Origin of the sequence: Pseudomonas sp. TTU2014-080ASC (assembly GCF_001446935.1) — a bacterium.
In the GTDB taxonomy this organism is placed as follows: Bacteria; Pseudomonadota; Gammaproteobacteria; order Pseudomonadales; family Pseudomonadaceae; genus Aquipseudomonas.
Genome location: NZ_LKKK01000011.1, coordinates 643,058 through 667,394, shown reverse-complemented (window position 1 = coordinate 667,394; position 24,337 = coordinate 643,058). Strand labels below are relative to the sequence as shown.

Genomic DNA, 24,337 nt, shown 5'->3' with positions numbered 1-24,337 from the left:
ATTTATTCGACCCTATCCTTTGTTTGATCGAACAGCGGAGTTTGGGTATAGACCATCACCTCAAGTACCGAAGAGTGGAACTCACGGCGGTATAGAACAAACACCACGCCTGATGTGACCAACATAAAGAACCAGGGATTGATGAACCAAGCCAAGCACGCCATACCAAAATAATAAGCACGCAGCCCTTGGTTAAACTGGTTGGCCGCCATTGAAATAACACGAGCCGTACGCTCAGCGAATGACTTACGCTCTTGCTCCGTTACATGCCTCTCCCCAACCATTGGCGCCGAGCCCACCAACACCGCTGCAAAGTTGTATTGGCGCATACACCAACTGAAGGTAAAAAAGGCGTACACAAAGACTAAGCCCAGGCACAGTAATTTAACTTCACTCATGCCACGACTTACCGGTTGGACAAATGGCAGGTCAGCCAACAATGAAACTGCCCTTTCAGAAGCCCCCAGTACAGTCAAAATACCCGCCAGAATAATCAGAGTACTTGATGCAAAGAACGATGCATTACGCTCAAGATTGCCAATTACGTTAGCGTCAGCAATGCGGTTGTCACGCAGTAGCATTCGGCGCATCCAGTCTTCACGATAAAGATGCAGCACACTAGCCAAGCAAGGCGTACTAGCACCTTTTGAACGCGCATAACGGGTATAGCCGGCCCAACACAATATGAACCAGAATGCAGCCAGAACATGAGGCAGGTATTGATTACTGGTCGACATGGCAGCTCCTTAAAACTTAGTGCCGATTATAGACAGCCAAAGCCCGGTTCTGCGCAATAAAAAAGGCCGCTTTATAAGCGGCCTTCGTGTCTATTTTGCTGCTTCCAGCTGCCCCTGCTTATCAGGAGTACCCAACATACTATCGACTATAACTGCCAGGATCAATGTCACCAGCACCGGCGTCAACCAACCAAGGCTCATATCCGCAAACGGCAGTTTGCCAAATACTTCCGGCACTACTTGCTTCCAAGGTGTTGCACCAATCCCATCCGCCACACCGAAAACCAATGTCACCGCCATAACCGGCACAAAGATGCGCGATTGGCTCAGCCATAGGCGGTTAAACAAGCTCAGCGCGACCAGCACAATAGCCAGCGGATACAGCCCCACAAGCACCGGAACAGATACGCTGATGAGTTGAGTCAGGCCCTGGTTGGCAACTGCCATACTGAACAGACCAAACCCAATCACCACAGCTCGGTAAGAGACTGGGAACAACTTGCTGAAGAACTCTCCACAGGCGCTGAGCAACCCTACCGCAGTAGTGATACAGGCCAGCACGATAACGATTGCCAGTAACAAGCTCCCCGCTTCACCGAAGGTATGGCCGACATATTTAGCCAAGATCTGACCGCCATTTGCTGCGCCACTGGCAATCTCAACACTGGTTGCACCGAGGTAGAAAAGGGACAGATAGACCAAAGACAAACCAACAGCAGCAATGATGCCCGCAATGATCGAATAACGCGTCACCAAAGAACTGTCAGTAACACCACGGTCACGGATCGCAGTAGCAATCACAATCCCGAATACCAGCGCACCGAGGGCGTCCATGGTCAGATAGCCCTGCAGGAACCCCTGCACCATCGGCGCGGAGCGGTATTCCTCGCTTACAGGAGCTATATCTCCTGCTGGGGACAACACACCCGCGAACCCTAGAACCAGTAACCCAGTCAGTAGTACCGGCGTAATCAGCTTACCTACACGGTCCACAAGACGCCCCGGGTTGAGCGACAGAAACAAGACAATCCCAAAATAGCACACGGTGTACAGCGCCAACGCCAGAGGGTTATTGCCGGTAAATGGAGCAATACCAATCTCAAACGAGGCAACAGCAGTACGGGGTGTGGCAAACAAAGGGCCAATAGCCAGATAGACAGCAACAGCAAGGATTGCACCGGCAACCTTACCCAGCGGCAATGTTAGCGTATCCATTCCACCGCCTACACGAGCCAGCGCAACAACAGTCAACAGCGGTAGCCCCACGCCAGTCAGCAAAAAGCCCAGCGCGGCAGGAAGTAGATTCTCACCGGCAGCTAAACCAGCACTCGGTGGAAAGATAATATTGCCTGCGCCCAGAAAAAGCGCAAACGTCATAAAGCCAAGGGCCAGGAGATCCAGGCCTTTTAAACGGTTCATAAAGGGAAATACCACTGGCAGATAATTGAGAACTCCGAGGTTTCCCGAAGGATCGGGGGAAACGTTACTCAGCAGGATAAGCAGAGCCTTTGTTAAGCACACTACGCTTTTGGCAGCAGGTGCAAAGCCTGTAAGGGTAACGAAAATGTCGCCATTACTGGCTATATCCCGGACAGACTGTCGGGTTGTTGAATCACACTGTCGCATCAGCAACAGTTAGGGAATTCACCCCACAACAAAAAAGGCCACCCGAAGGTGGCCCTTTTTTATTCAAAAGCGCTTACGCGTTTTTGACTTCCCAGCCAGTCAGTTCGGCCAGAGCCTTACCGATGTCAGCCAGGGAACGCACGGTTTTAACACCTGCGTCTTGCAGAGCAGCAAACTTCTCGTCAGCAGTGCCTTTACCGCCGGAGATGATTGCACCTGCGTGGCCCATGCGCTTACCAGCCGGAGCAGTAACGCCAGCGATGTAAGACACAACAGGCTTGGTCACGTTAGCCTTGATGAAGGCTGCTGCTTCTTCTTCAGCGCTACCGCCGATCTCACCAATCATAACGATCGCTTCGGTCTGCGGGTCTTCCTGGAACAGCTTCAGGATGTCGATGAAGTTGGAACCCGGAATCGGGTCACCACCGATGCCCACGCAAGTGGACTGGCCGAAACCGGCATCAGTAGTCTGCTTAACAGCTTCATAAGTCAGGGTGCCGGAACGGGAAACGATACCGACTTTACCTGGCAGATGAATGTGACCTGGCATGATGCCGATCTTGCACTCGCCCGGAGTGATAACGCCTGGGCAGTTAGGGCCGATCAGGCGAACGCCCAACTCGTCACACTTAACTTTGGCATCCAGCATGTCCAGGGTAGGAATGCCTTCGGTGATGCACACGATCAGCTTGATGCCGCCGAAAGCAGCTTCCAAGATCGAGTCTTTGCAGAAAGGAGCCGGTACGTAGATAACCGAAGCTTCAGCGCCGGTTGCTTCTACTGCTTCTTTAACAGTGTTGAACACTGGCAGGCCCAGGTGAGTGGTACCGCCTTTGCCCGGAGTTACACCACCAACCATCTTGGTGCCGTAGGCAATCGCTTGTTCGCTGTGGAAAGTACCTTGGGAGCCGGTGAAACCCTGGCAGATAACCTTGGTATCTTTATTGATCAGGACGCTCATTATTTGCCCTCCGCAGCTTTAACAACTTGTTGAGCAGCGTCGGTCAGGCTGGTAGCAGCGATGATGTTCAAACCGCTTTCTGCCAGTACTTTAGCGCCCAGCTCAGCGTTGTTGCCTTCAAGGCGAACAACAACCGGAATTTTCACACCAACTTCTTTCACAGCGCCGATGATGCCTTCAGCAATCATGTCGCAACGAACGATACCGCCGAAGATGTTGACCAGTACTGCAGCGACGTTAGAGTCGGACAGGATGATCTTGAAGGCTTCGGTTACGCGCTCTTTGGTAGCACCACCACCCACGTCGAGGAAGTTGGCTGGCTTACCGCCGTGCAGGTTGACGATGTCCATGGTGCCCATGGCCAGACCAGCGCCGTTAACCATGCAGCCGATGTTGCCTTCCAGCGCTACGTAGTTCAGTTCGAACTGAGCAGCGTGCGCTTCGCGCGGATCGTCCTGGGACGGATCGTGGAAAGTCTTCAGCTTAGGCTGACGGTACATTGCGTTGGCATCAATGTTGACCTTGGCATCCAGGCAGTGCAGATCGCCATCAGTCTTGATAACCAGCGGGTTCACTTCCAGCAGAGCCAGATCGTGATCCTGGAACAGCTTGGCCAGACCTACGAAGATCTTGGCGAATTGGTTCACTTGCTTACCTTCCAGGCCCAGCTGGAAAGCCAGCTCGCGACCTTGGAACGGCTGAGCGCCAACCAGAGGATCAATAGTGGCCTTGAGGATTTTCTCAGGGGTCTCGTGCGCTACTTTCTCGATGTCCACACCACCTTCAGTGGAGGCCATGAAAACGATGCGACGGCTGGAACGGTCAACAACCGCGCCCAGATACAGCTCTTTAGCGATATCGGTGCAGGACTCGACCAGGATCTTGCTAACTGGTTGACCATTTGCGTCTGTCTGGTAAGTCACCAGACGCTTGCCCAGCCAGTTGGCAGCGAAGGCTTTGGCGTCTTCTTTGCTCTTGACCAGTTTCACGCCGCCCGCTTTACCGCGGCCACCAGCGTGGACCTGAGCCTTGACGACCCACTCAGTGCCACCGATTTTTTCGCAAGCTGCTGCGGCTTCTTCCGGAGTGTCTACCGCGAAGCCTTTGGATACGGGCAGGCCGTATTCAGCGAACAGCTGCTTACCCTGATACTCATGGAGATTCATGCTTGTCTACCGTCTTCGTTTTAGGTATTGCGCATACGATGCTGCACTTATGGTGCCGCACCACCTTTGACTGCCTGTGACAGTCCGACTGTTTTCCGCGCGGCTAGAAGACCGGACGCGGGCCATCAGCCGTGGTTCCTTATAGCCAGAACCGCTCTGCCATTACCGCATCACAGCAACGGCACAAGCGGTTCAAGCCTCATTGCTTAACGCTTCTTGCGGTTGGCAATGTGAATAGCGTGGCCATTCACAGCCAGAGCGGCTTCATGCAGCGCTTCGGACAGAGTCGGATGGGAGAACACCATCATTCCCAGGTCTTCAGAGCTGGTGCCGAATTCCATACCAATCGCACCCTGCTGCACGAGTTCTGCAGCGCTTGGGCCAATCACGTGCACACCCAGCACACGGTCAGTCTTAGCGTCGGCAATGACCTTAACCAGACCGCCAGTATCGTTGGCAGCCATAGCACGGCCACTAGCAGCGAACGGGAAAGTGCCGACATTAATAGCGACACCTTCAGCCTTCAGCTGCTGCTCGGTTTTACCTACCCATGCGATTTCCGGATGGGTGTAAATGACCGAAGGAATCAAATCGTAATTCATCTGGGCTTTGTGGCCGGCGATACGCTCAGCAACCATCACACCCTCTTCCGAGGCTTTGTGAGCCAGCATAGCACCACGGACCACGTCACCGATGGCATACACACCAGGAACGCTGGTTTCGCACTGATCGTTAACGTAAATAAAGCCGCGCTCATCCAGAGTTACACCGCTGTCTGCAGCCAGCAGATCGGTGGTAACCGGACGACGACCGACGGCCACGATCAGCTTGTCGAATACCAGTTTCTGCTCGCCTTCAGCGTCAGTGAAGTTCACAGTCACCTGCTTCTTCTTCACTTCCGAACCAGTAACACGAGCACCCAGACGAATCTGCAAGCCCTGTTTGGTCAGCGCTTTCATAGCTTCTTTAGAGATTTGCTCATCAGCAGCTGGCAGGAACTTGTCCAAAGCCTCCAGAACAGTAACTTCTGCCCCCAGACGCGCCCACACGGAACCCAATTCGAGACCGATCACACCGGCACCGATTACGCCCAACTTCTTCGGCACAGCCTGGAACTCTAGTGCACCAGTCGAATCGACGATTACGTCCTGATCAACAGGAGCCGGTGGAATATCGATCGGCTTAGAACCCGACGCGAGAATGACGTTGGTGGCCTCGATGACCTGAGTCTTGCCATCACGGTCAGTCACTTCAACCTGCTTGTTAGCCAGCAATTTGCCATGACCTTCCAGCAGGGTTACACCATTGGCCTTGAACAGACCAGCAACACCACCAGTCAGGTTCTTAATGATGTTGTTCTTACGAGCAACCATTGCCGGAACATCAATGCTCACGCCTTTGGCTTCGATCCCGTGAACCGCAAAGCCTTCTTTGGCTTCATGATATTTCCAGGAACTGTCCAGCAATGCCTTGGATGGGATGCAACCCACATTCAAGCAAGTACCACCCAGCGCTACCTTGCCTTCTTTATCCTGATATTTCTCGATACAGGCGGTCTTCAGACCAAGCTGAGCAGCCTTAATTGCCGCTACATAACCGCCTGGGCCTGCACCAATGACTACCACGTCGAATTTCTGGGTCATAACTCATTCCTTCTCGGATAAACCGGACGGCCCCTTGTGAGGACCGTCGTGAGAGACTTGCTTAGATGTCCAGCAGCAGACGAGCCGGATCTTCCAGCAGATTCTTGATGGTAACCAAGAAGCTCACTGCTTCTTTACCATCGATCAGACGGTGGTCATACGACAGAGCCAGATACATCATCGGACGAATGACGACCTGACCATTGATTGCCATCGGACGCTGGATAATGTTGTGCATACCCAGAATAGCCGCCTGTGGTGGGTTAACGATCGGAGTCGACATCATCGATCCGAAAGTACCGCCGTTGGTGATGGTGAAGGTGCCACCTGTCATCTCTTCGATCGACAGTTTGCCTTCGCGCGCCTTCTTACCGAAGGTTGCGATGCCGTTCTCAACTTCAGCCAAGCTCATCAGCTCAGCGTTGCGCAGTACCGGCACGACCAGGCCACGATCGCTGGAGACTGCTACACCGATGTCCTGATAGCCGTGATAAACAATGTCGTTACCGTCGATGGAGGCGTTTACAGCCGGGAAGCGCTTCAGTGCTTCAACTGCAGCCTTGACGAAAAACGACATGAAGCCCAGGCGCACGCCGTTGTGAGTCTTCTCGAACAGATCCTTGTACTTCGAACGCAGTGCCATAACTTCAGTCATGTCAACTTCGTTGAAAGTAGTCAGCATTGCCATGGAAGACTGAGCTTCAACCAGACGCTCTGCGATCTTGGCACGCAGGCGAGTCATTGGGACACGCTTCTCAACACGCTGGCCAGCAGCGAATACCGGTGCATCAGCAGCAGGAGCTGCCGGTTTAGCCGCAGGGGCAGCAGCCGGAGTGTTCTTCTTGGCTTCGACGGCAGCAACCACGTCTTCCTTAGTGACACGACCACCCTTACCGGTACCGGCGATGCTGTTCGGGTCAATGCCGTTTTCTTCAGCCAGTTTGCGAGCAGCCGGAGACAGAATCTGATCGTCAGCACTTGCAGCAGGAGCAGCGGCAGCCGGGGCAGCAGCTGGAGCAGCAGCGGCCGGAGCTGGAGCAGCTGCGCCACCCTCTGTCAGAGTGCCGAGCACTTCGTTGCTCAGAACGGTGTCACCTTCGTTCTTGATGATCTGACCCAGTACACCGTCAGCTTCAGCCAGAACTTCAATTACAACCTTGTCAGTCTCGATGTCGACGATCAGTTCGTCACGTTTGACTGCGTCACCCGGCTGTTTGTGCCAAGTGGCTACGGTGCCATCGGCAACCGATTCCGGGAAAGTAGGGGCTTTGATCTCGATAGCCATGTGTATAAGTCCTTAAATTCGGTTTCAGCCAACAGGCGGTCCAATGACCGCCTGTTGTGCGATGGCGTTAAACAGTAAAGGCGTCTTGCAGGAGTTTTTCCTGCTGTTCCGCATGCATTGAAGCGTAACCACAAGCAGGTGCAGCAGAAGCGTCACGACCAGCGTACTCAAGGAACAGCGACTTCTTGTGCGCAGTTGCCACACGACGCATGTGATGCTGACTGCAATACCACGCGCCCTGGTTCATCGGTTCTTCCTGACACCAAACGATGTGCTTGAGGTTTTTGTACGGAGCAAGTGCCTCGGCCAGATCGTCTTCCGGGAACGGATAGAGCTGCTCGATACGAACAATGGCGATGTCTTCACGACCTTCGTTGCGGCGTTTTTCCAGCAAATCGTAGTAAACCTTACCGCTGCACAGAATCAGGCGCTCAACCTTCTTCGGATCAAGCGCGTCGATTTCCGGAATAACAGTCTGGAACGAGCCTTCGGCGAGTTCTTCCAGAGTCGAAATTGCCAGTTTATGACGCAGCAGCGACTTAGGCGACAGAACCACCAGCGGCTTACGCAGCGGGCGGATTACCTGGCGACGCAGCAGGTGATATATCTGCGCAGGAGTAGTAGGCACCGCAACCTGCATGTTCTGCTCAGCGCAGAGTTGCAGATAGCGTTCCAGACGCGCCGAGCTGTGCTCAGGCCCCTGCCCTTCATAACCGTGCGGCAGCAGCATAGTCAGACCGCACAGACGGCCCCACTTGTGCTCACCACTGGAAATGAACTGGTCAAACACGACCTGGGCACCGTTGGCGAAGTCACCAAACTGAGCTTCCCAGATAACCAGCGCATTAGGCTGGGTAGTCGCATAGCCATATTCGAACGCCAGTACAGCCTCTTCAGAAAGGAAAGAGTCATACAGCTCGAACTTTGGCTGACCTTCATAAAGATTTTTCAGCGCTACATAGGTGCTGGCATCTTTCTGGTTATGCAGAACCGCATGACGGTGCGAGAAAGTGCCGCGACCAATGTCCTGACCGGTCATACGGATCGGGTGGCCTTCAAACAACAGCGTTGCATACGCCATTGTCTCAGCGTAACCCCAGTTGATTGGCAGCGCGCCGGCACCCATTTTCTGACGGTCTTCAAGAATCTTGGCAACCTGGCGCTGTACCACGAAGCCTTCAGGGATTTCCAGCAGTTTGCTGGACAGTTCCTGCAGGGTCTTCAGGTCGAAACGGGTGTCATGACGGGCTGTCCAGGCGTGGCCCAAATACGGACGCCAGTCCACAAACAGCTCTTTGTTTGGCTCTTTAACCAAGCTCTTAACTACGTGCTGACCGTTGTCCAGAGCAGTACGGTAATCATCAACCTTGGCCTGAACCTCCTCTGCCGACAGTCGTGCAGCACTGGTCAGGGCATCGGCATACAGTTCACGGGTAGTGCGCTGCTTGGTGATTTGCTGATACATCAACGGCTGAGTGCCACTCGGCTCGTCAGCTTCGTTGTGACCGCGACGACGGTAGCAGACCAGATCGATTACCACGTCACGCTTGAACTGCATGCGGTAGTCAACGGCCAACTGAGTCACGAACAGCACTGCTTCCGGATCATCACCGTTAACGTGCAGGATCGGCGCCTGAATCATCTTAGCAACATCGGTCGCATATTCAGTTGAACGCGAATCCAGCGGGTTGCTGATGGTGAAACCAACCTGGTTGTTGATCACGATGTGAATCGTGCCGCCAGTCTTGAAGCCGCGAGTCTGCGACATCTGGAAGGTTTCCATGACAACACCCTGACCTGCGAACGCAGCATCACCGTGCAGAGAAACCGGCAGAACTTTGTCACCCGCAGCATCATTGCGGCGATCCTGGCGCGCGCGCACAGACCCCTCAACTACCGGAGAAACGATCTCCAGGTGAGAGGGGTTGAACGCCATTGCCAGGTGAACTTCGCCGCCCGGCGTCATGACGTTGGAAGAGAAACCCTGGTGGTACTTAACGTCACCGGAAGACAGACCTTCTGTCTTCTTACCTTCGAACTCATCGAACAGGTCACGCGGGTTCTTACCAAAGGTGTTGACCAGCACGTTGAGGCGACCACGGTGGGCCATACCAATAACGACTTCTTTGGTACCGTAAGAACCGGAACGCTGGATGACTTCATCCAGAAGAGGGATCAAGCTTTCGCCGCCTTCAAGGCCGAAACGCTTGGTGCCTGGGTATTTAGTCCCCAGATACTTTTCGAGACCTTCCGCGGCGGTCAGGCGTTCAAGCACATGACTCTGAATTTCCTTGGAAAACTCTGGACGTCCACGAACACTTTCAAGGCGCTGCTGGAACCAGCTGCGCTGTTCGGAATCGACAATATGGGTGAACTCTGCACCGATGGTGCGGCAATATGTCTGCTGTAAAGCGTCGCGAATCTCACGCAGACTAGCCTCTTCTTTGCCAATAAACAAACCACCTGTGCGGAAGGTGGTGTCGAGATCGGCGTCAGTCAGACCGTAATGATTGATAGACAGATCAGCTGGCACAGGACGCTGCCAAAGACCAAGCGGATCGAGCTTGGCTGCCTGATGACCACGCATACGATATGCCTGAATCAGGCGCAGCACTTCAACCTGCTTCTTCTCATGCTCGCTGCTCACACTTCCGGCAGACACCGGCTGAGCACGACGCTGATTTTTAGCAAGCAATACGAAATGATCGCGAATCGTAGAATGCGATACGTCAGTGGCGGCACTGCCATCAGTAGGCAGCTTCTGGAAGTAAGTGCGCCACTCTTCTGGCACAGCGTTGGGATCGTGCAGGTAAAGCTCATAGAGCTCTTCCACGTAGGCAGCATTGCCACCGGATAGGTAGGCACTGTCCCACATGCGCTGCATCACGCTTTCTTGCATGCTTGGTCACCCTCGGTAAGGGGACTCCACCGGCGAAGAAACCGCATGACTGTCCAGTCTTGAAGCAGCGACTGGTAAGCCACCACGGATCCCGCAGATAGTCCGGGTACCAGCCCGGATGCCCCTGCTGGTCATCATATTTTCCAAATTAAGAACCACCGCTTTGTGGGCTGTGATTCAAGCTTAACTGCAACGTCGGCTAAACCGACGTTGCAGGTGCAACGGTCTAGCAAAAAATCAGGTACCGCTCTGCAGCAACATGTTACGGATGTGACCGATTGCCTTGGTTGGATTCAAGCCTTTCGGGCAAACATTCACACAGTTCATGATACCGCGGCAACGGAACACACTGAACGGGTCATCCAGCGACGCAAGACGCTCTTCTGTCTTGGTATCACGGCTATCCGCCAGGAAGCGATACGCCTGCAGCAGGGCAGCCGGACCGAGGAACTTGTCAGGGTTCCACCAGAACGATGGGCAGCTTGTGGAGCAGCAAGCACACAGAATGCACTCATACAGTCCGTCCAGCTTCTCACGCTCTGCCGGGCTTTGCAGACGCTCGATCGCCGGAGACGGCTTATCGTTCTGCAGGAACGGCTGAACTTTTTCATACTGCTTGTAGAAGATGCTCATATCCACGACCAAGTCACGGATAACTGGCAAACCCGGCAGAGGACGAATAACCAGCTTGCCACCTTTCAGGCCAGCAGCAGACAGCGGAGTAACACAGGCCAGACCGTTTTTGCCGTTGATATTCATACCATCGGAGCCGCAAACACCTTCACGGCAGGAACGACGATAGGAGAAACCTTCGTCCTGTTCCTTGATCAGAGCCAGCACGTCGAGGACCATGATGTCCTTACCGGCTGTATCAACCTCGAAGTCCTGCATGAACGGAGCAGCGTCTTTCTCCGGGTTGTAACGATAAACACTGACTTTCAACATATCGGCCACCCTTAGTAAGTCCGAACCTTAGGTTCGAACGCTGGAACTGTCTTCGGCGCAAAGTTGACGGCACGCTTGGATACGCGCTTCTCGCCCGGGAAGTACAGGGAGTGGCACAGCCAGTTTTCGTCATCGCGCTCTTCAAAGTCTTCACGAGCGTGAGCACCGCGGGACTCTTTACGAGCCTCAGCAGCGATCGCAGTCGCTTCAGCAACTTCGAGCAGGTTTTGCAGTTCCAGAGCTTCAATACGTGCAGTGTTGAAGGCTTGGCTCTTGTCGGAGATCTTAACTTTAGCAATACGCTCACGCAGATCAGCCAATTGCTGAATACCCTTCTGCATGTATTCGCCAGTACGGAATACACCGAAGTAGTTCTGCATGCACTGTTGCAACTCGCGCTTGAGCGGAGCCACTTCTTCGCCAGCGGTACGCTCATTAACACCAGCCAGGCGAGCCAGCGACTGATCGATATCGGTATCGCTTGCACTGCGGACTTCAACACCTTCCTTCAGCGCTTTTTCCAGGTGCAGACCAGCAGCACGACCGAACACAACCAGGTCCAGCAGCGAGTTACCACCCAGACGGTTTGCACCGTGCACGGATACACAAGCTACTTCACCTACAGCAAACAGACCATCGATGATCTTGTCGTTGCCGTTGGCATCCTGAGTAATCGCCTGACCATGAATATTGGTGGCAACGCCGCCCATCATATAGTGGCAGGTCGGGATAACAGGGATCGGAGCAACAACCGGGTCAACGTGAGCAAAGGTCTTGGACAGCTCACAGATGCCTGGCAGACGGCTGTGCAGCACTTCTTCACCCAAGTGATCAAGCTTAAGCAGTACGTGGTCTTTATTCGGGCCAACACCGTTACCGGCAATAACCTCTTTAACCATCGAACGGGCTACTACGTCACGACCAGCCAAGTCTTTGGCGTTGGGAGCATAACGCTCCATGAAACGCTCACCGTGGGCGTTGATCAGGTAGCCACCCTCACCGCGACAACCCTCAGTAACCAGTACACCGGCGCCGGCAATACCAGTTGGGTGGAACTGCCACATTTCAATATCTTGCACCGGCACACCAGCACGCAGCGCCATACCAACACCGTCACCGGTATTGATCAGTGCATTAGTGGTGGAAGCATAGATCCGGCCTGCACCACCAGTTGCAAGAACAACTGCCTTGGAGCGGATATAAACGGTCTCACCGGTTTCAATGCAGATAGCAATGATACCGACGATAGCGCCGTCTTGGTTCTTAACCAGGTCAACGGCATACCATTCGTTCAAGAATGAGGTACCAGCTTTCAGGTTACCCTGATACAGGGTGTGCAGCAGCGCGTGACCAGTACGGTCAGCTGCAGCGCAAGTACGTGCCGCCTGAGTCGGGTTATTCGGCCCTTTCGACTGCCCGCCGAAAGGACGCTGATAAATACGACCCTGCTCAGTACGGGAGAACGGCAGCCCCATGTGCTCAAGCTCGAAAACAGCCTCTGGGCCTACAGAACACATGTACTCGATAGCGTCTTGGTCACCGATATAGTCAGAACCCTTGACGGTATCGTACATATGCCAGCGCCAATCATCGTTCGGGTCCGCTGATGCGATCGCACAGGTGATACCACCCTGAGCAGACACTGTATGCGAACGAGTTGGGAAAACCTTGGTTACCACTGCAGTTTTATGACCGCCTTGGGCCAACTGCAGGGCAGCGCGCATACCCGCGCCACCGCCACCAACAATGATGGCGTCATAAGAAAGAGTGCGAATGCTTGTCATGGATCAGTTACCCCAAAAAATCTGCACGCCCCAGACAAAGAACGCGAACATCACAACGCCGCAGACTGCCTGGAACAGGAAACGCACAACAGTAGACCACTTACCAAGCGCCATCTGGGTCAGGTAGTCAGTGGAGATAGTCCACATACCAACCCACGCATGTACGCTCAGAGCCAGCAGAGTCAGCAGACTGAAAATGCGCATTAGATTGTTGGAGAACAGGGCTTTCCACTCGGCATAACCCAAACCTGGGTTGCACACAATGAAACCGAGCAAAAACACCACATAAGCCGCGAGAACGACAGCAGACACACGCTGCGCCATCCAATCATAAAGACCCGAACGAGAGAAGTTCGTGACGTTGGTTACCATATCCACACCCCCAGCAGCACGATCAGAATCGCCGAAACGACAAGAACAATTTTTGCACCCAGCTTGCCGCCTTCCAGCGTCTCGCCAATGCCAATGTCCATGATCAGGTGGCGCACGCCTGCCACGAGGTGATACAGCAGAGCGGACAGCAGACCCCAAACCACAAATTTAGCCAGCGGACTGGCCAAGCATTCCTGCACCTGGGCAAAGCCCTCTTCGGAAGCCAGCGACTTGTCGAGCGCGTACAGCAGAATTGCGATACCGACAAAGAGGATGACACCGGAGATACGGTGAAGGATGGAGCTATAAGCAGTGATTGGGAGTTTGATAGTCCTAAGGTCTAGGTTTACAGGTCTTTGGCTATTCACGGCTTTTTTTATCACACTGAGAGCCCATAACTATCAGGGCAAAGTTGTCGGGAAGTGCACTGGTCAGGTACCCATCACCCAAGGAGTGACAACTGCCAGTATATAGGCGTATAGCCTCCGGCAGCTGGCCGCAGAGTATAGACAGTTAGGAAACTAATGACAACGCAATGCCCCCTACCTAATCGCTGATTGCGCCGCTCTTATAAATGTCGTAATAGGCACGAGATTGCCAATTATTAATCGCGCAAACCCTTCTACCATCTAGGTTCTCGCAAATTGACATTCAAATTTATCCCACTATAGTGGTGCGGGCCCTGCGTGGGGGGCTGTCTGATGATTTCAAGCATAACTAGGAGGCCAAGCATGGCTGACAAAAAAGCGCAGTTGATCATCGAGGGCGCAGCCCCCGTCGAGCTGCCCATTCTTACCGGCACCGTCGGTCCCGATGTTATCGATGTGCGAAGCTTAACCTCCACGGGACGCTTCACTTTCGACCCTGGCTTCATGTCCACCGCTTCTTGTGAATCCAAAATCACATACATTGACGGTGACCAAGGTATTTTGCTCCATCGTGGCTATCCGATTGAGCAGCTCGCCGAACAATCTGACTACCTCGAAACCTGCTATCTGCTGCTGAATGGCGAACTGCCAAATGCAGAAGAAAAAGCTAAGTTCGTCAGCACCATCAAGAACCACACGATGGTTCACGAGCAACTGAAGACCTTCTTTAATGGTTTCCGACGCGACGCTCACCCTATGGCGATCATGTGTGGCGTTGTAGGCGCCCTCTCCGCCTTCTATCACGACTCTCTGGACATCAATAACCCGCATCACCGCGAAGTCTCTGCGATGCGCTTGATCTCCAAAATGCCAACCATCGCCGCGATGACCTATAAATACTCTATGGGTCAGCCGATGATGTATCCACGCAACGATCTGGACTATGCAGAAAACTTCCTGCATATGATGTTCAACACCCCGTGCGAGATCAAACCGATCAGCCCGGTGCTGGCCAAAGCTATGGATAAGATCTTTATCCTGCACGCCGATCACGAGCAGAATGCGTCCACCTCCACCGTTCGCCTTGCAGGTTCCTCGGGTGCAAACCCGTTCGCCTGTATTGCTGCTGGCATCGCTGCACTGTGGGGTCCAGCCCACGGCGGTGCTAACGAAGCCGTACTGAACATGCTGGATGAGATTGGCTCGGTCGAGAACATCGACAAGTTCATCGCCAAAGCCAAAGACAAGAACGACCCGTTCAAGTTGATGGGCTTCGGTCACCGTGTTTACAAAAACCGTGACCCACGCGCCACTGTGATGAAGCAGACCTGTGACGAAGTGCTGAGCGAGTTGGGCATCCATAACGACCCGCAACTGCAGCTGGCTATGCGCCTGGAAGAGATCGCCCTGACCGATCCGTACTTCAAAGAGCGTAACCTGTACCCGAACGTAGACTTCTACTCGGGCATCATCCTCAAGGCTATCGGCATCCCAACTAGCATGTTCACTGTGATTTTCGCCCTGGCACGTACTGTAGGCTGGATCTCTCACTGGAAAGAAATGCTCTCGGGCCCGTACAAGATTGGTCGTCCACGCCAGCTGTACACCGGCTACCCGAAACGCGACCTTAACAAGTAAGTTATTCGTCGCTATAAAAAAGGCTGCCACTGGCAGCCTTTTTTAGTTTCTAGAGTCTGATTACAGGCTCAGATCACGCACCGAGGCTTTAATAAACTCGCGCTTAAGGTCTTCATACGTATGCACCGCTGGGAACTGCGGGAACTCACGAATGACGTTATCAGGTGCATGGAAGAGAATCCCGGCGTGAGCCTCGCTCAGCATGGTGGTGTCGTTGTACGAGTCACCTGCAGCGATTACGCGATAATAGAGGCTCTTAAAGGCAATCACAGACTGGCGCTTAGGATCTTTCTGGCGCAACTGGTAATCCACCACTCGATCATTTTCATCGGTGATCAGCTTGTGGCACAACAGCGTCGGAAAGCCCAACTGGCGCATCAGCGGCTGCGAAAATTCATAGAAGGTGTCAGACAGAATCACCACCTGAAAGCGCTCACGCAACCAGTCAACAAACTCAACTGCGCCATCAAGGGGCTTCAGCGTTGCAATCACCTCCTGGATATCCGACAACTTGAGCCCATGCTCATCGAGAATACGCAGACGCTGCTTCATCAGAACGTCATAGTCAGGAATGTCCCGGGTAGTCGCCTTGAGCGATTCAATGCCGGTTTTTTCCGCGAAGGCAATCCAGATCTCCGGTACAAGAACACCTTCAAGGTCAAGACACGCGATTTCCACAGCACACTCCTACATAGCATTTGGTATGAAGGCGGCACTCTAGCGACTCGCCACAACCCTTGCAACGCAACACTTATACCCAAACAAAAGGTCAACTGACATGTTTGGTTATTTAGCAGCATATCCTGCTTTTGTTAACATCGTGTCACTCGCGTCACAGCGCTATATAACTAGGAATACTGCCCGATGAGCCTCCCCTTTGATGCCGCTGAGCTAGCAGCTAGCTATGCAACCAAATCACCACAGGACATCCTCAAATTGGCTTTCGAGCACTTTGGTGATGACCTCTGGATTTCTTTTAGCGGTGCCGAAGATGTCGTGCTGGTCGACATGGCATGGAAGCTCAATAAAAGCGTAAAGGTCTTCAGTCTGGACACCGGCCGCCTTCACCCCGAGACCTATCGCTTTATCGACCAGGTACGCGAGCACTACGGCATTGCTATCGACATTCTTTCCCCGGATGCCACCGCTCTTGAACCATTCGTTAAAGAGAAAGGCCTCTACAGCTTTTATAAAGACGGACACAGTGAATGCTGCGGCATCCGCAAAACCGCCCCTCTGCGTCGTAAGCTCGCCACTGTGAGCGCCTGGGCAACCGGCCAGCGTCGCGACCAGAGCCCCGGAACCCGAAGCCATGTAGCAGTGGTTGAAGAAGACAAGACCTTTGCAGGTGCTGGCATGACACTCTTCAAGTTCAACCCCCTGGCTCAGATGAGCAGTGAAGAAGTATGGGCCTATATCCGAATGCTAGAGCTGCCTTACAACAGCCTGCATGAACGTGGCTTTATCAGTATCGGCTGCGAGCCCTGCACCCGCCCGGTACTGCCCAATCAGCATGAACGTGAAGGACGCTGGTGGTGGGAAGAAGCCACTCAAAAAGAATGCGGCTTACACGCTGGAAATCTGATCGCAAAAAACTGATCTCACACACTAAAAAGCCAGTCACAACGACTGGCTTTTTAGTAGGCAGAAGATGAAATCAGCTATTGAGCCTGCTCAGCCAATTGTCGCCAGGCTTTCAACGTGTTGAACGGCGCATCCACAACAAAACTGTTAGCCAGCCAACCGGGAACGCTGCCGCCAGGTTCTGTATGCATCTGATAGACCACTTCAACTCCATCAGCAGCCGGCGTCATCCGCCAAAAACCAGTAGCTGAGTTTACCCGCACAAAGCCCTTTGCCTCAGGCTGATATCCAGGCTCACCGACCAGTTCGCGTACCACAACGCCGCCCGGATCATGACGGGTAGTGACGTGAAATATCGCATCTCGCGCCTGCACCGGCCAGGGCGTCTCAAACTGGCTATACAGCCAGCTTTGATCTCCTTCAGTTTTCAGCAACCTTTGCTGCAGGCAGCTATGTATCCACTTGCATGCGGAAGCAACGTCCTCCTGCATCGCAACTAGCTTTTCCAGCGGTGCGTTGATCACTGCTACACCCCGATAAGCCTGATACTTAGACCCCTCGACCGTCTGCAAGTAAACCTGGATGCCCTCTTCGTCCTTAACCAGACGCCATGGGTTCTCCGCCGCCTGCACAGCTCCTGCGCTTATCGCCACGGCCAACCCAAACCAACGTACTGAACGCTTCATTCAACTTCTCCTTGTTTTAATAATGAAGACAGCAGAACTTCAGACAGCAACCGCAGTACTCTGCTCCAACCATCCCAGCAGATTAATGGCCTCCTCCGTGCTCGTGCCACACACATCCCGATCAGCCTGAAAGGCCGAACAAACAGCAGGTCGCTCAGGCTGACCGAAGATTGCGCAGTAATTGTCTGCCGTCAGCTGCACACAGCGCACACCTGCTGGCTTTCCGGAAGGCATTCCCGGAATAGGAGATGTAATAGATGGCGCGATACAGCAGGCACCGCAACCAGCACGGCAATTCATCAGGACTACCCCCGAAGGAAGCAAAACGAAAAACGCGCAAATTTTACTCTGCGCGTTTTCACCTGTGCAGCCCCTCTCAGGTAAACGGAATCACCGCATTGCCGATGACTCAATCACGCTGCAAACGTGCTAGCAGGCTGGAGGTATCCCAACGCCCGCCGCCCATTTTCTGCACATCCGCGTAAAACTGATCGACCAACGCTGTCACAGGCAGCTGCGCACCATTGCGACGGGCTTCCTCAAGCAGAATCGACAGGTCCTTGCGCATCCAATCCACTGCAAAACCGTGTTCATACTCACCGGCTAGCATGGTTTTATGACGATTCTCGAGCTGCCACGACTGTGCAGCACCTTTGCTGATGACTGCCATCGCACCTTCGGCGTCCAACCCCGCACACTGAGCGAAATGCAGCGCCTCAGAGAGGCCTTGGACCAAACCGGCAATACAAATCTGGTTGACCATTTTGGTCAGCTGGCCGCTCCCGGCCTCGCCCATCAGTCGACTCATTCGCGCGTAGGCGGCAATAACAGGCTCTGCTTTGGCATATAACGCAGCATCGCCCCCCACCATGATGGTCAACGCACCGTTCTGCGCACCTGCCTGACCACCTGAAACTGGCGCATCAATAAAACCCAGGTTGCGTGTTGCGGCCTCGACTGCCAATTCGCGGGCAACCTGAGCAGATGCCGTGGTGTGATCAACCAGCACTGCGCCCTGGCGCATACCGGCATAAGCCCCATCACTCCCCAAAACAACACTGCGCAGATCATCATCATTACCCACACAGACCATGACAAACTCAGCATCTGCAGAGGCTTCACGCGGTGTCCGGGCATATTTTCCGCCATATTCAGCGACCCACTGCTCAGCCTTAGCAACCGTGCGGTTGTACACACACACTTCATGCCCAGACTTAGCCAAATGCCCCGCCATTGGGTAGCCCATCACGCCCAACCCAACAAATGCCACTTTTGCCATGTTTACCTCTACGTTCTACACACCCAATCGGGATTAACCGCGTCTACGCTTCAACTCGGCACAACCATGCAGGCGTGGCCGTAAGCATGCAGCATGCCGTTCCAACACCATGATTACCAGTACAGTCATCGTTTAAACCAACGCCACAGCCGCGTGGCGCCTTTACCGCAAACCAGACTGCTTCCATACTCGCTTTCAGCTAAGGAGGGGGCAATGTCGAACTGGCTAGTGATTGATCTGGAAGCCACCACAGATGAAGGCGGCTGGCCAGTATCTGAGATGGAAATCATCGAAATGGGTGCATGCATCGTTAATGCAGACGGCGCTGAGCTTGGAAACTTTCAGCGTTTCGTCCGTCCTACACGACGCCCTCAGATCACTCAGTTCTGCCAGCACCTGACGCACATCAGTCAATCGGATATCGACAGCGCAGCCACCCTGACTCAGGTTTGGAACGATTTTGAACGCTGGCTTGACGGGCAACACATTACACTTTCAGGCTGGATTAGCTGGGGCGACTATGATCGCAAGCAGTTGCTGATTGAATGGCAGCAACACGGCATTACCACTACGCTGGCGCTGCTGCCCCATCACAACCTGAAGCGGCTGTTCGCCCGAGCCCGCCACCTGACCAGGCCAGTTGGCCTGCGCACCGCCCTGAATCTGGCCGGCCTGCACTTTAGTGGACAACAGCACCGCGCCCTGACAGATGCCCGCAATACGGCGCGTTTGATTTCACTGGCGCAGCCGTTCTAAAGCAGATGACGGCGCAGGCGGCCTTCGGCATACTGGCGCACCATTTTTCCCATCGAGGATCTGCAGATGTTCAAGGTCAACGAATATTTCGACGGCACCGTCAAATCCATTGCTTTCGGCATGGAAGAAGGTCCCGCAACTATTGGCGTGATGGCTGCAGGTGAATACGAGTTCGGCACCAACCAGCTGGAAATCATGCACGTTGTTGCCGGTGCACTGACAGTAAAACTGCCAGGCTCTGAGAACTGGGAAACTTTTGCCGCTGGCAGCAAATTCACTGTTCCAGCCAACAGCAAGTTTCAGCTTAAAGTGGCCGTCGATACCGCATACCTTTGCGAATATCGCTAAGTCACCCGTGGTGCTAAAGCCGGCCCACAAGGCCGGCTTTTTTATTGATCAGACAGGATCCAACCGCCATGCCCCGCTCGTCCCGCTTCTCCTTGGTGATAGTGCCCATTCTGGTGTTACTGGTAGCCATGACCTCCATCCAGAGCGGCGCGTCTCTGGCCAAGAGTCTGTTCCCGGAAGTGGGAGCCAGCGGTACAACCGCCCTGCGCCTGAGCATTGCAGCCTTGATCCTATGCATGATCATGCGCCCCTGGCGAGCCAAACTGACCCTGCAATCGTGCCGTTCACTGGTCGCCTACGGCCTGTCATTGGGCGGCATGAACCTGCTGTTCTACCTTTCCCTGAAGACCATTCCCCTCGGCATTGCTGTAGCCCTGGAGTTCACTGGCCCGCTTGCCCTGGCCTTGCTGTCATCACGGCGGTTACTGGATTTTGTCTGGATTGCACTGGCAGTGTTCGGTCTGTGGCTGCTATTGCCGACCGGTAAAACTGAGACCGCGCTGGACCCGATGGGCATGGCCCTAGCCCTGGCCGCCGGGATTTGCTGGGCGCTGTATATCGTTTTTGGACAGAAAGCCGGTGCCGAGCACGGCCGCCACACCGTTGCGCTTGGCACCTTGGTTGCTGCCCTATTGGTGTTCCCGATTGGCCTGTCGCAAGCAGGTAGCAGCCTGTTTACTATCGACATCCTGCCCATCGCGATAGGTGTTGCCGTGCTCTCCTCAGCACTGCCCTACAGCCTCGAAATGATTGCCCTGACCCGCCTGCCAGCGCGGACGTTCAGCGTGTTGATGAGTATGGAACCGGCCATTGCCGCGCTATCAGGCCTGCTGTTTTTGAGCGAGCGCCTGACGTTCAGCCAATGGATTGCCATCAGCGCCATCATCCTCGCTTCGGCAGGTGCTGCGGCCACGATCAGACCGCAGAAGTAATCTCTCAGACGGACCGCCCAGGACTAATCGACTGCCGTAGCAGCCTCATCCAAGCCGAACTGCAGCTCAGCCAACCGTGCATATAGAGGGCTGCTGCTAACCAGCTCGGAATGGCTGCCAATGGCAACCAGACGCCCCTGCTCAATCACTGCAATGCGGTCAGCACTTTTCACCGTCGCCAGACGGTGAGCGATCACCAGTGTAGTGCGGTCCTTCATAAGTCCCGGCAAGGCCTGCTGTATCAGGTGTTCGCTCTCAGCGTCCAGCGCGCTGGTAGCTTCGTCCAGCAACAGAATGGGCGCATCCGACAACAACGCACGGGCAATCGCCAGACGCTGGCGCTGACCGCCGGAGAGCCCCAATCCCGCCTCGCCTAAATGAGTTTGGTAACCCTGCGGTAATTTGAGGATGAACTCATGTGCATGGGCCGCCTTGGCAGCCGATTCGACTTCAGCAAAGCTGGCCTCACTGCGCCCATAGCGAATGTTGTCTTCGACACTACCGAAAAACAGCGCCGGACTTTGTGAAACCCAGGCGAAGGCCTTACGTAGGTCGTGCGGATCTAACTGACTGATGGACTGACCATCAATAAGAATGCGCCCCTGCTGCGGATCAAAAAAACGCAGCAACAGATCGAACAGGGTCGACTTACCCGCCCCCGATGGCCCGACCAGCGCCAGCGTCTCCCCTGGTTCAATCTGCAGACTGATGCCATTGATTGCCAAACTCTCTGGCCGTGTCGGGTAGGAAAACTGCACATTCTCTAGCTCAATGCGCCCTTCAACCGGATGCCTGAGCCGCAGCAAATCACCAGTCGGCGCAGTGATCTCGTTGCGCGCCTGGAGCAGTTCGGCAATTCGCTCGGCCGCTCCAGCAGCACGCTGTAGCTCGCCAATTACCTCACTCAAGGTGCCGAACGAAGACCCCACAATCAAGCTATAGAACACAAACGCCGCCAACTCACCACCACTGATGCGCCCGGCAATTACATCCATACCGCCAACCCACAACATGACGCCCACAGCGCCCAGCACCAACACAATCACCACCGTGATCAGCCAGGCTCGCTGAGCGATGCGCTTACGCGCCGTATCGAATGCAGCCTCTGCTGACAGGCCGAAGCGGCGCATATCCTCGGATTGGTGGTTATAGGCCTGCACCGTTTTGATCTGGCCCAACGCCTCGCCGACATAACTGCCAACATCTGCCACGCGGTCCTGACTCTGCCGCGACAAGCTGCGCACGCGACGGCCAAAAACCAAGATCGGTGCAACCACCAAAGGCAAGGCCAACAGCACGATGCCACTGAGCTTGGCATTGGTGACAACCAGCAGAATGCTGCCGCCGACCAACATGATCAGGTTGCGCAGAGCCATCGACAGTGACGAGCCAATTACCGATTGCAGCAACGTGGTATCCGCCGTCAGCCGCGACTGAATTTCAGAGCTTCGGTTGCTCTCATAAAAGCCAGGGTGCATCTCAACCAAATGGTTAAACACACGCTTGCGGATATCCGCCACCACCCTTTCGCCCAACCAAGACACCAGATAAAAGCGCGTGTACGTACCGATCGCCAGAGCAAACACCAACACAAAGAACAGCGCGATGGAGTGCCTGAGCGCGTCGGCCGACTGAGTCGCCAAACCCTGATCGACCAACAACTTAATACCCTGCCCCATGGACAAGGTGATGGCAGCGGTAAACATCAGCGCCAGTAAAGCCCCAATCACCCGGCCGCGATACGGTGAAATAAAACGCCAGGCGACACTCAAGGCACTGCGGTTACGTGAAGAGAGAACTCTAGGCATGGGGGCTCACTATTAAAAGGGATGGACCGCAGACGCAGGGCACAGATTAACCGGTGAAGAAAACACTGATGCGTCTTATCTGACAGCAAAACCGCCTATTTGCTAACCGGATACAACAACTCTTCTTTGTAACCGGCCCAAACCCTGATCACATCAGGAAAACTGTCATCGAGCTGCACATCCCCGCTGTCGACCAGCAAAGGGCGACCTTCGAGGGTGCCGAGTTTGCGCTTGGTAGCAATCACCCGGATGTTCTCCAGGCCGATGGCACGCAGCACTCGCGGGCTGATCTGCTGATTGCCACGACCAATGATGTGTCCCTGCCCACCAATAGCCGTAACCAACAGGCGTGCTGGCTTATCCTCCACCAACTCGAATAACTGATGTTCATTCACATCCGCTGCAATGATCTGGCCGTTTTCGATTACATCAACGCCCAACAACGTGGTCTCCAAGCCAAGGTTTGCCGCCAGACCATGCAAGGTGGATCCGGGGCCGAAGACATAGCGCACACCCTCTTCCCAACTGTCTTGCAGCCAGTCGGCCAGGTCATTGAGCACTAGCTCTTCAGACTCCATCCCACCTTGTTTGACGTGCTGAACAAAGCCACCCTCCTCGGGCACAGTCAGTTCACCGTACCAACGGGCAGTCACTCGCCCTTCACGCAGCGCATTTTCATCAATATCCCGCACTTCACCAGTGGCCAGGCGCACCAGCCCGCCCTGAATCAGACGTGCCGTCAGCTCGCCGGCTGCACGTGGGCTAACGGCATAAACTCCAGACTGAATCTTCACGCCTGCCGGGATCCCCAACACCGGCTGATCAGCCCGTACCGCCTCACACACATCCCGCGCCGTGCCGTCACCACCGGCAAACAGGATCAACGCCACGCCGGCCTCCTGAAGGTGCAGTACGGCCTGTCGGGTATCCGACGCTGTGGTCTGCGTAGACGCCAAGGTTCCGACGACTTCGTGACTGAAGCCCATCTCCTGCATCAAGGTTTCCCCCATCGCTCCGGGGAAAACGACGAAATGCACTCGCTCGCGTAACGGCAGTAGGGCCTCCAGCGCGACCTTCGTGCGCTGTGCCGACTTAGCCTCAAAACCCTGCTCCAGAGCCTTTTCAGCCATACCATCAGATCCTTTGAACCCAGCTGGCCCGCCAAGACCTGCCAGCGGATTGATGATCAGACCGATGTGGAAAAGCGCCATTTCACCCTCTACCCTGAAAATTCCATGCTTTGGCATGCCACCTGCTACAACCAAAGAGCCATATCCAGGTATGTAGCGTCATGGCATGTTCATACACCACTACTAAGATGCAGTCCGTACCGCCTGATTAACTGATTAAGGAGAGCAGCATGCAAAGTCACCCACAAAAAGCCAGCACCCCAGCTCCGTCTCAGGTCGGCTACGTGATCGATGCGCAAGGCCGCGAAATTCCGATTACTGAAGACATGATCCAGAAGGCCTGCCGCGAGCTGGACCAGCAGCAAGCCATCGATAACAAACGCAAGTAAA

Annotated in this window: 23 protein-coding genes; 6 read left to right on the top strand and 17 right to left on the bottom strand. The window is 54.4% G+C overall.

Features of this window, described 5'->3' with window-relative positions:
* Positions 1-2 precede the first annotated feature (2 nt).
* From AO726_RS13525 to sdhC, 11 genes are all read right to left on the bottom strand, one after another.
* Positions 3-737, bottom strand: a complete 735-nt coding sequence (locus AO726_RS13525) for a DUF599 domain-containing protein (RefSeq protein WP_058068585.1) — start codon at positions 735-737, stop codon at positions 3-5.
* A 90-nt stretch (positions 738-827) separates the two neighbouring features.
* Positions 828-2,156 carry a branched-chain amino acid transport system II carrier protein gene (gene brnQ, locus AO726_RS13520; RefSeq protein WP_058068584.1) on the bottom strand — a complete coding sequence of 443 codons (1,329 nt, stop codon included), beginning with the start codon at positions 2,154-2,156 and terminating at the stop codon, positions 828-830.
* A gap of 280 nt (positions 2,157-2,436) precedes the next feature.
* Positions 2,437-3,324: a succinate--CoA ligase subunit alpha gene (sucD, locus tag AO726_RS13515; protein ID WP_058068583.1), complete on the bottom strand. Its 888-nt coding sequence runs from the start codon at positions 3,322-3,324 to the stop codon at positions 2,437-2,439.
* The gene (sucC, locus tag AO726_RS13510) at positions 3,324-4,490 is read right to left on the bottom strand and encodes an ADP-forming succinate--CoA ligase subunit beta (RefSeq protein ID WP_058068582.1); all 1,167 of its coding nucleotides are present in this window, start codon (positions 4,488-4,490) and stop codon (positions 3,324-3,326) included. Before sucC ends, sucD begins: the two co-directional genes overlap by 1 nt.
* Before the next feature lie 206 nt (positions 4,491-4,696).
* Positions 4,697-6,133 (bottom strand): dihydrolipoyl dehydrogenase, encoded by a 1,437-nt coding sequence (gene lpdA / locus AO726_RS13505; protein ID WP_058068581.1) that lies wholly within the window; start codon positions 6,131-6,133, stop codon positions 4,697-4,699.
* A gap of 61 nt (positions 6,134-6,194) precedes the next feature.
* Positions 6,195-7,418: a 2-oxoglutarate dehydrogenase complex dihydrolipoyllysine-residue succinyltransferase gene (gene odhB, locus AO726_RS13500; RefSeq protein WP_058068580.1), complete on the bottom strand. Its 1,224-nt coding sequence runs from the start codon at positions 7,416-7,418 to the stop codon at positions 6,195-6,197.
* A gap of 67 nt (positions 7,419-7,485) precedes the next feature.
* On the bottom strand, positions 7,486-10,317 hold the full coding sequence (locus tag AO726_RS13495; RefSeq protein WP_058068579.1) for a 2-oxoglutarate dehydrogenase E1 component: 2,832 nt from the start codon (positions 10,315-10,317) through the stop codon (positions 7,486-7,488).
* A gap of 237 nt (positions 10,318-10,554) precedes the next feature.
* Positions 10,555-11,262, bottom strand: coding sequence for a succinate dehydrogenase iron-sulfur subunit (locus AO726_RS13490; RefSeq protein ID WP_058068839.1), 708 nt, complete (start codon positions 11,260-11,262; stop codon positions 10,555-10,557).
* A gap of 11 nt (positions 11,263-11,273) precedes the next feature.
* Positions 11,274-13,046 (bottom strand): succinate dehydrogenase flavoprotein subunit, encoded by a 1,773-nt coding sequence (gene sdhA / locus AO726_RS13485; RefSeq protein ID WP_058068578.1) that lies wholly within the window; start codon positions 13,044-13,046, stop codon positions 11,274-11,276.
* A 3-nt stretch (positions 13,047-13,049) separates the two neighbouring features.
* Entirely contained in the window at positions 13,050-13,418 is a 369-nt protein-coding gene (gene sdhD, locus AO726_RS13480) for a succinate dehydrogenase, hydrophobic membrane anchor protein (RefSeq protein WP_058068577.1), read from the bottom strand.
* On the bottom strand, positions 13,412-13,798 hold the full coding sequence (gene sdhC / locus AO726_RS13475; protein WP_177330558.1) for a succinate dehydrogenase, cytochrome b556 subunit: 387 nt from the start codon (positions 13,796-13,798) through the stop codon (positions 13,412-13,414). The genes sdhD and sdhC overlap by 7 nt, the downstream gene beginning before the upstream one ends.
* Positions 13,799-14,149: 351 nt before the next feature.
* Between sdhC and gltA the strand changes: the two genes are divergently transcribed.
* The gene (gltA, locus tag AO726_RS13470; RefSeq protein WP_058068575.1) at positions 14,150-15,424 is read left to right on the top strand and encodes a citrate synthase; all 1,275 of its coding nucleotides are present in this window, start codon (positions 14,150-14,152) and stop codon (positions 15,422-15,424) included.
* Between the two features lie 60 nt (positions 15,425-15,484).
* Here the strand turns inward: gltA and thrH are convergent, their stop codons facing one another.
* The gene (thrH, locus tag AO726_RS13465; RefSeq protein WP_058068574.1) at positions 15,485-16,102 is read right to left on the bottom strand and encodes a bifunctional phosphoserine phosphatase/homoserine phosphotransferase ThrH; all 618 of its coding nucleotides are present in this window, start codon (positions 16,100-16,102) and stop codon (positions 15,485-15,487) included.
* A gap of 186 nt (positions 16,103-16,288) precedes the next feature.
* Here thrH and AO726_RS13460 point away from each other — a divergent pair, with 186 nt between their 5' ends.
* Entirely contained in the window at positions 16,289-17,023 is a 735-nt protein-coding gene (locus AO726_RS13460) for a phosphoadenylyl-sulfate reductase (RefSeq protein ID WP_058068573.1), read from the top strand.
* 62 nt (positions 17,024-17,085) lie between these two features.
* Here AO726_RS13460 and AO726_RS13455 read toward each other — a convergent pair whose 3' ends face one another.
* The 3 genes from AO726_RS13455 to AO726_RS13450 form a co-directional block, all read right to left on the bottom strand.
* Complete coding sequence (locus tag AO726_RS13455) at positions 17,086-17,694, bottom strand: START domain-containing protein (protein WP_058068572.1); 609 nt, start codon at positions 17,692-17,694, stop codon at positions 17,086-17,088.
* Between the two features lie 39 nt (positions 17,695-17,733).
* Positions 17,734-17,994, bottom strand: a complete 261-nt coding sequence (locus AO726_RS21000; RefSeq protein WP_082629131.1) for a YkgJ family cysteine cluster protein — start codon at positions 17,992-17,994, stop codon at positions 17,734-17,736.
* Between the two features lie 109 nt (positions 17,995-18,103).
* Positions 18,104-18,973: an NAD(P)-dependent oxidoreductase gene (locus tag AO726_RS13450; RefSeq protein WP_058068571.1), complete on the bottom strand. Its 870-nt coding sequence runs from the start codon at positions 18,971-18,973 to the stop codon at positions 18,104-18,106.
* Between the two features lie 213 nt (positions 18,974-19,186).
* Here AO726_RS13450 and AO726_RS13445 point away from each other — a divergent pair, with 213 nt between their 5' ends.
* The 3 genes from AO726_RS13445 (at position 19,187) to rhtA (ending at position 21,009) form a co-directional block, all read left to right on the top strand.
* A complete protein-coding gene (locus AO726_RS13445) occupies positions 19,187-19,729 on the top strand; it encodes an exonuclease domain-containing protein (protein WP_058068570.1) in 543 nt (180 codons plus the stop codon).
* Between the two features lie 66 nt (positions 19,730-19,795).
* Entirely contained in the window at positions 19,796-20,077 is a 282-nt protein-coding gene (ppnP, locus tag AO726_RS13440; protein WP_058068569.1) for a pyrimidine/purine nucleoside phosphorylase, read from the top strand.
* Between the two features lie 68 nt (positions 20,078-20,145).
* Entirely contained in the window at positions 20,146-21,009 is an 864-nt protein-coding gene (rhtA, locus tag AO726_RS13435) for a threonine/homoserine exporter RhtA (protein ID WP_058068568.1), read from the top strand.
* A gap of 23 nt (positions 21,010-21,032) precedes the next feature.
* Here rhtA and AO726_RS13430 read toward each other — a convergent pair whose 3' ends face one another.
* Positions 21,033-22,817, bottom strand: coding sequence for an ABC transporter transmembrane domain-containing protein (locus tag AO726_RS13430; protein WP_058068567.1), 1,785 nt, complete (start codon positions 22,815-22,817; stop codon positions 21,033-21,035).
* A gap of 95 nt (positions 22,818-22,912) precedes the next feature.
* Positions 22,913-24,028 (bottom strand): ATP-NAD kinase family protein, encoded by a 1,116-nt coding sequence (locus AO726_RS13425; RefSeq protein ID WP_058068566.1) that lies wholly within the window; start codon positions 24,026-24,028, stop codon positions 22,913-22,915.
* A gap of 149 nt (positions 24,029-24,177) precedes the next feature.
* Here AO726_RS13425 and AO726_RS21265 point away from each other — a divergent pair, with 149 nt between their 5' ends.
* Positions 24,178-24,336: a PA1571 family protein gene (locus AO726_RS21265; protein ID WP_162838888.1), complete on the top strand. Its 159-nt coding sequence runs from the start codon at positions 24,178-24,180 to the stop codon at positions 24,334-24,336.
* Position 24,337 lies beyond the last annotated feature (1 nt).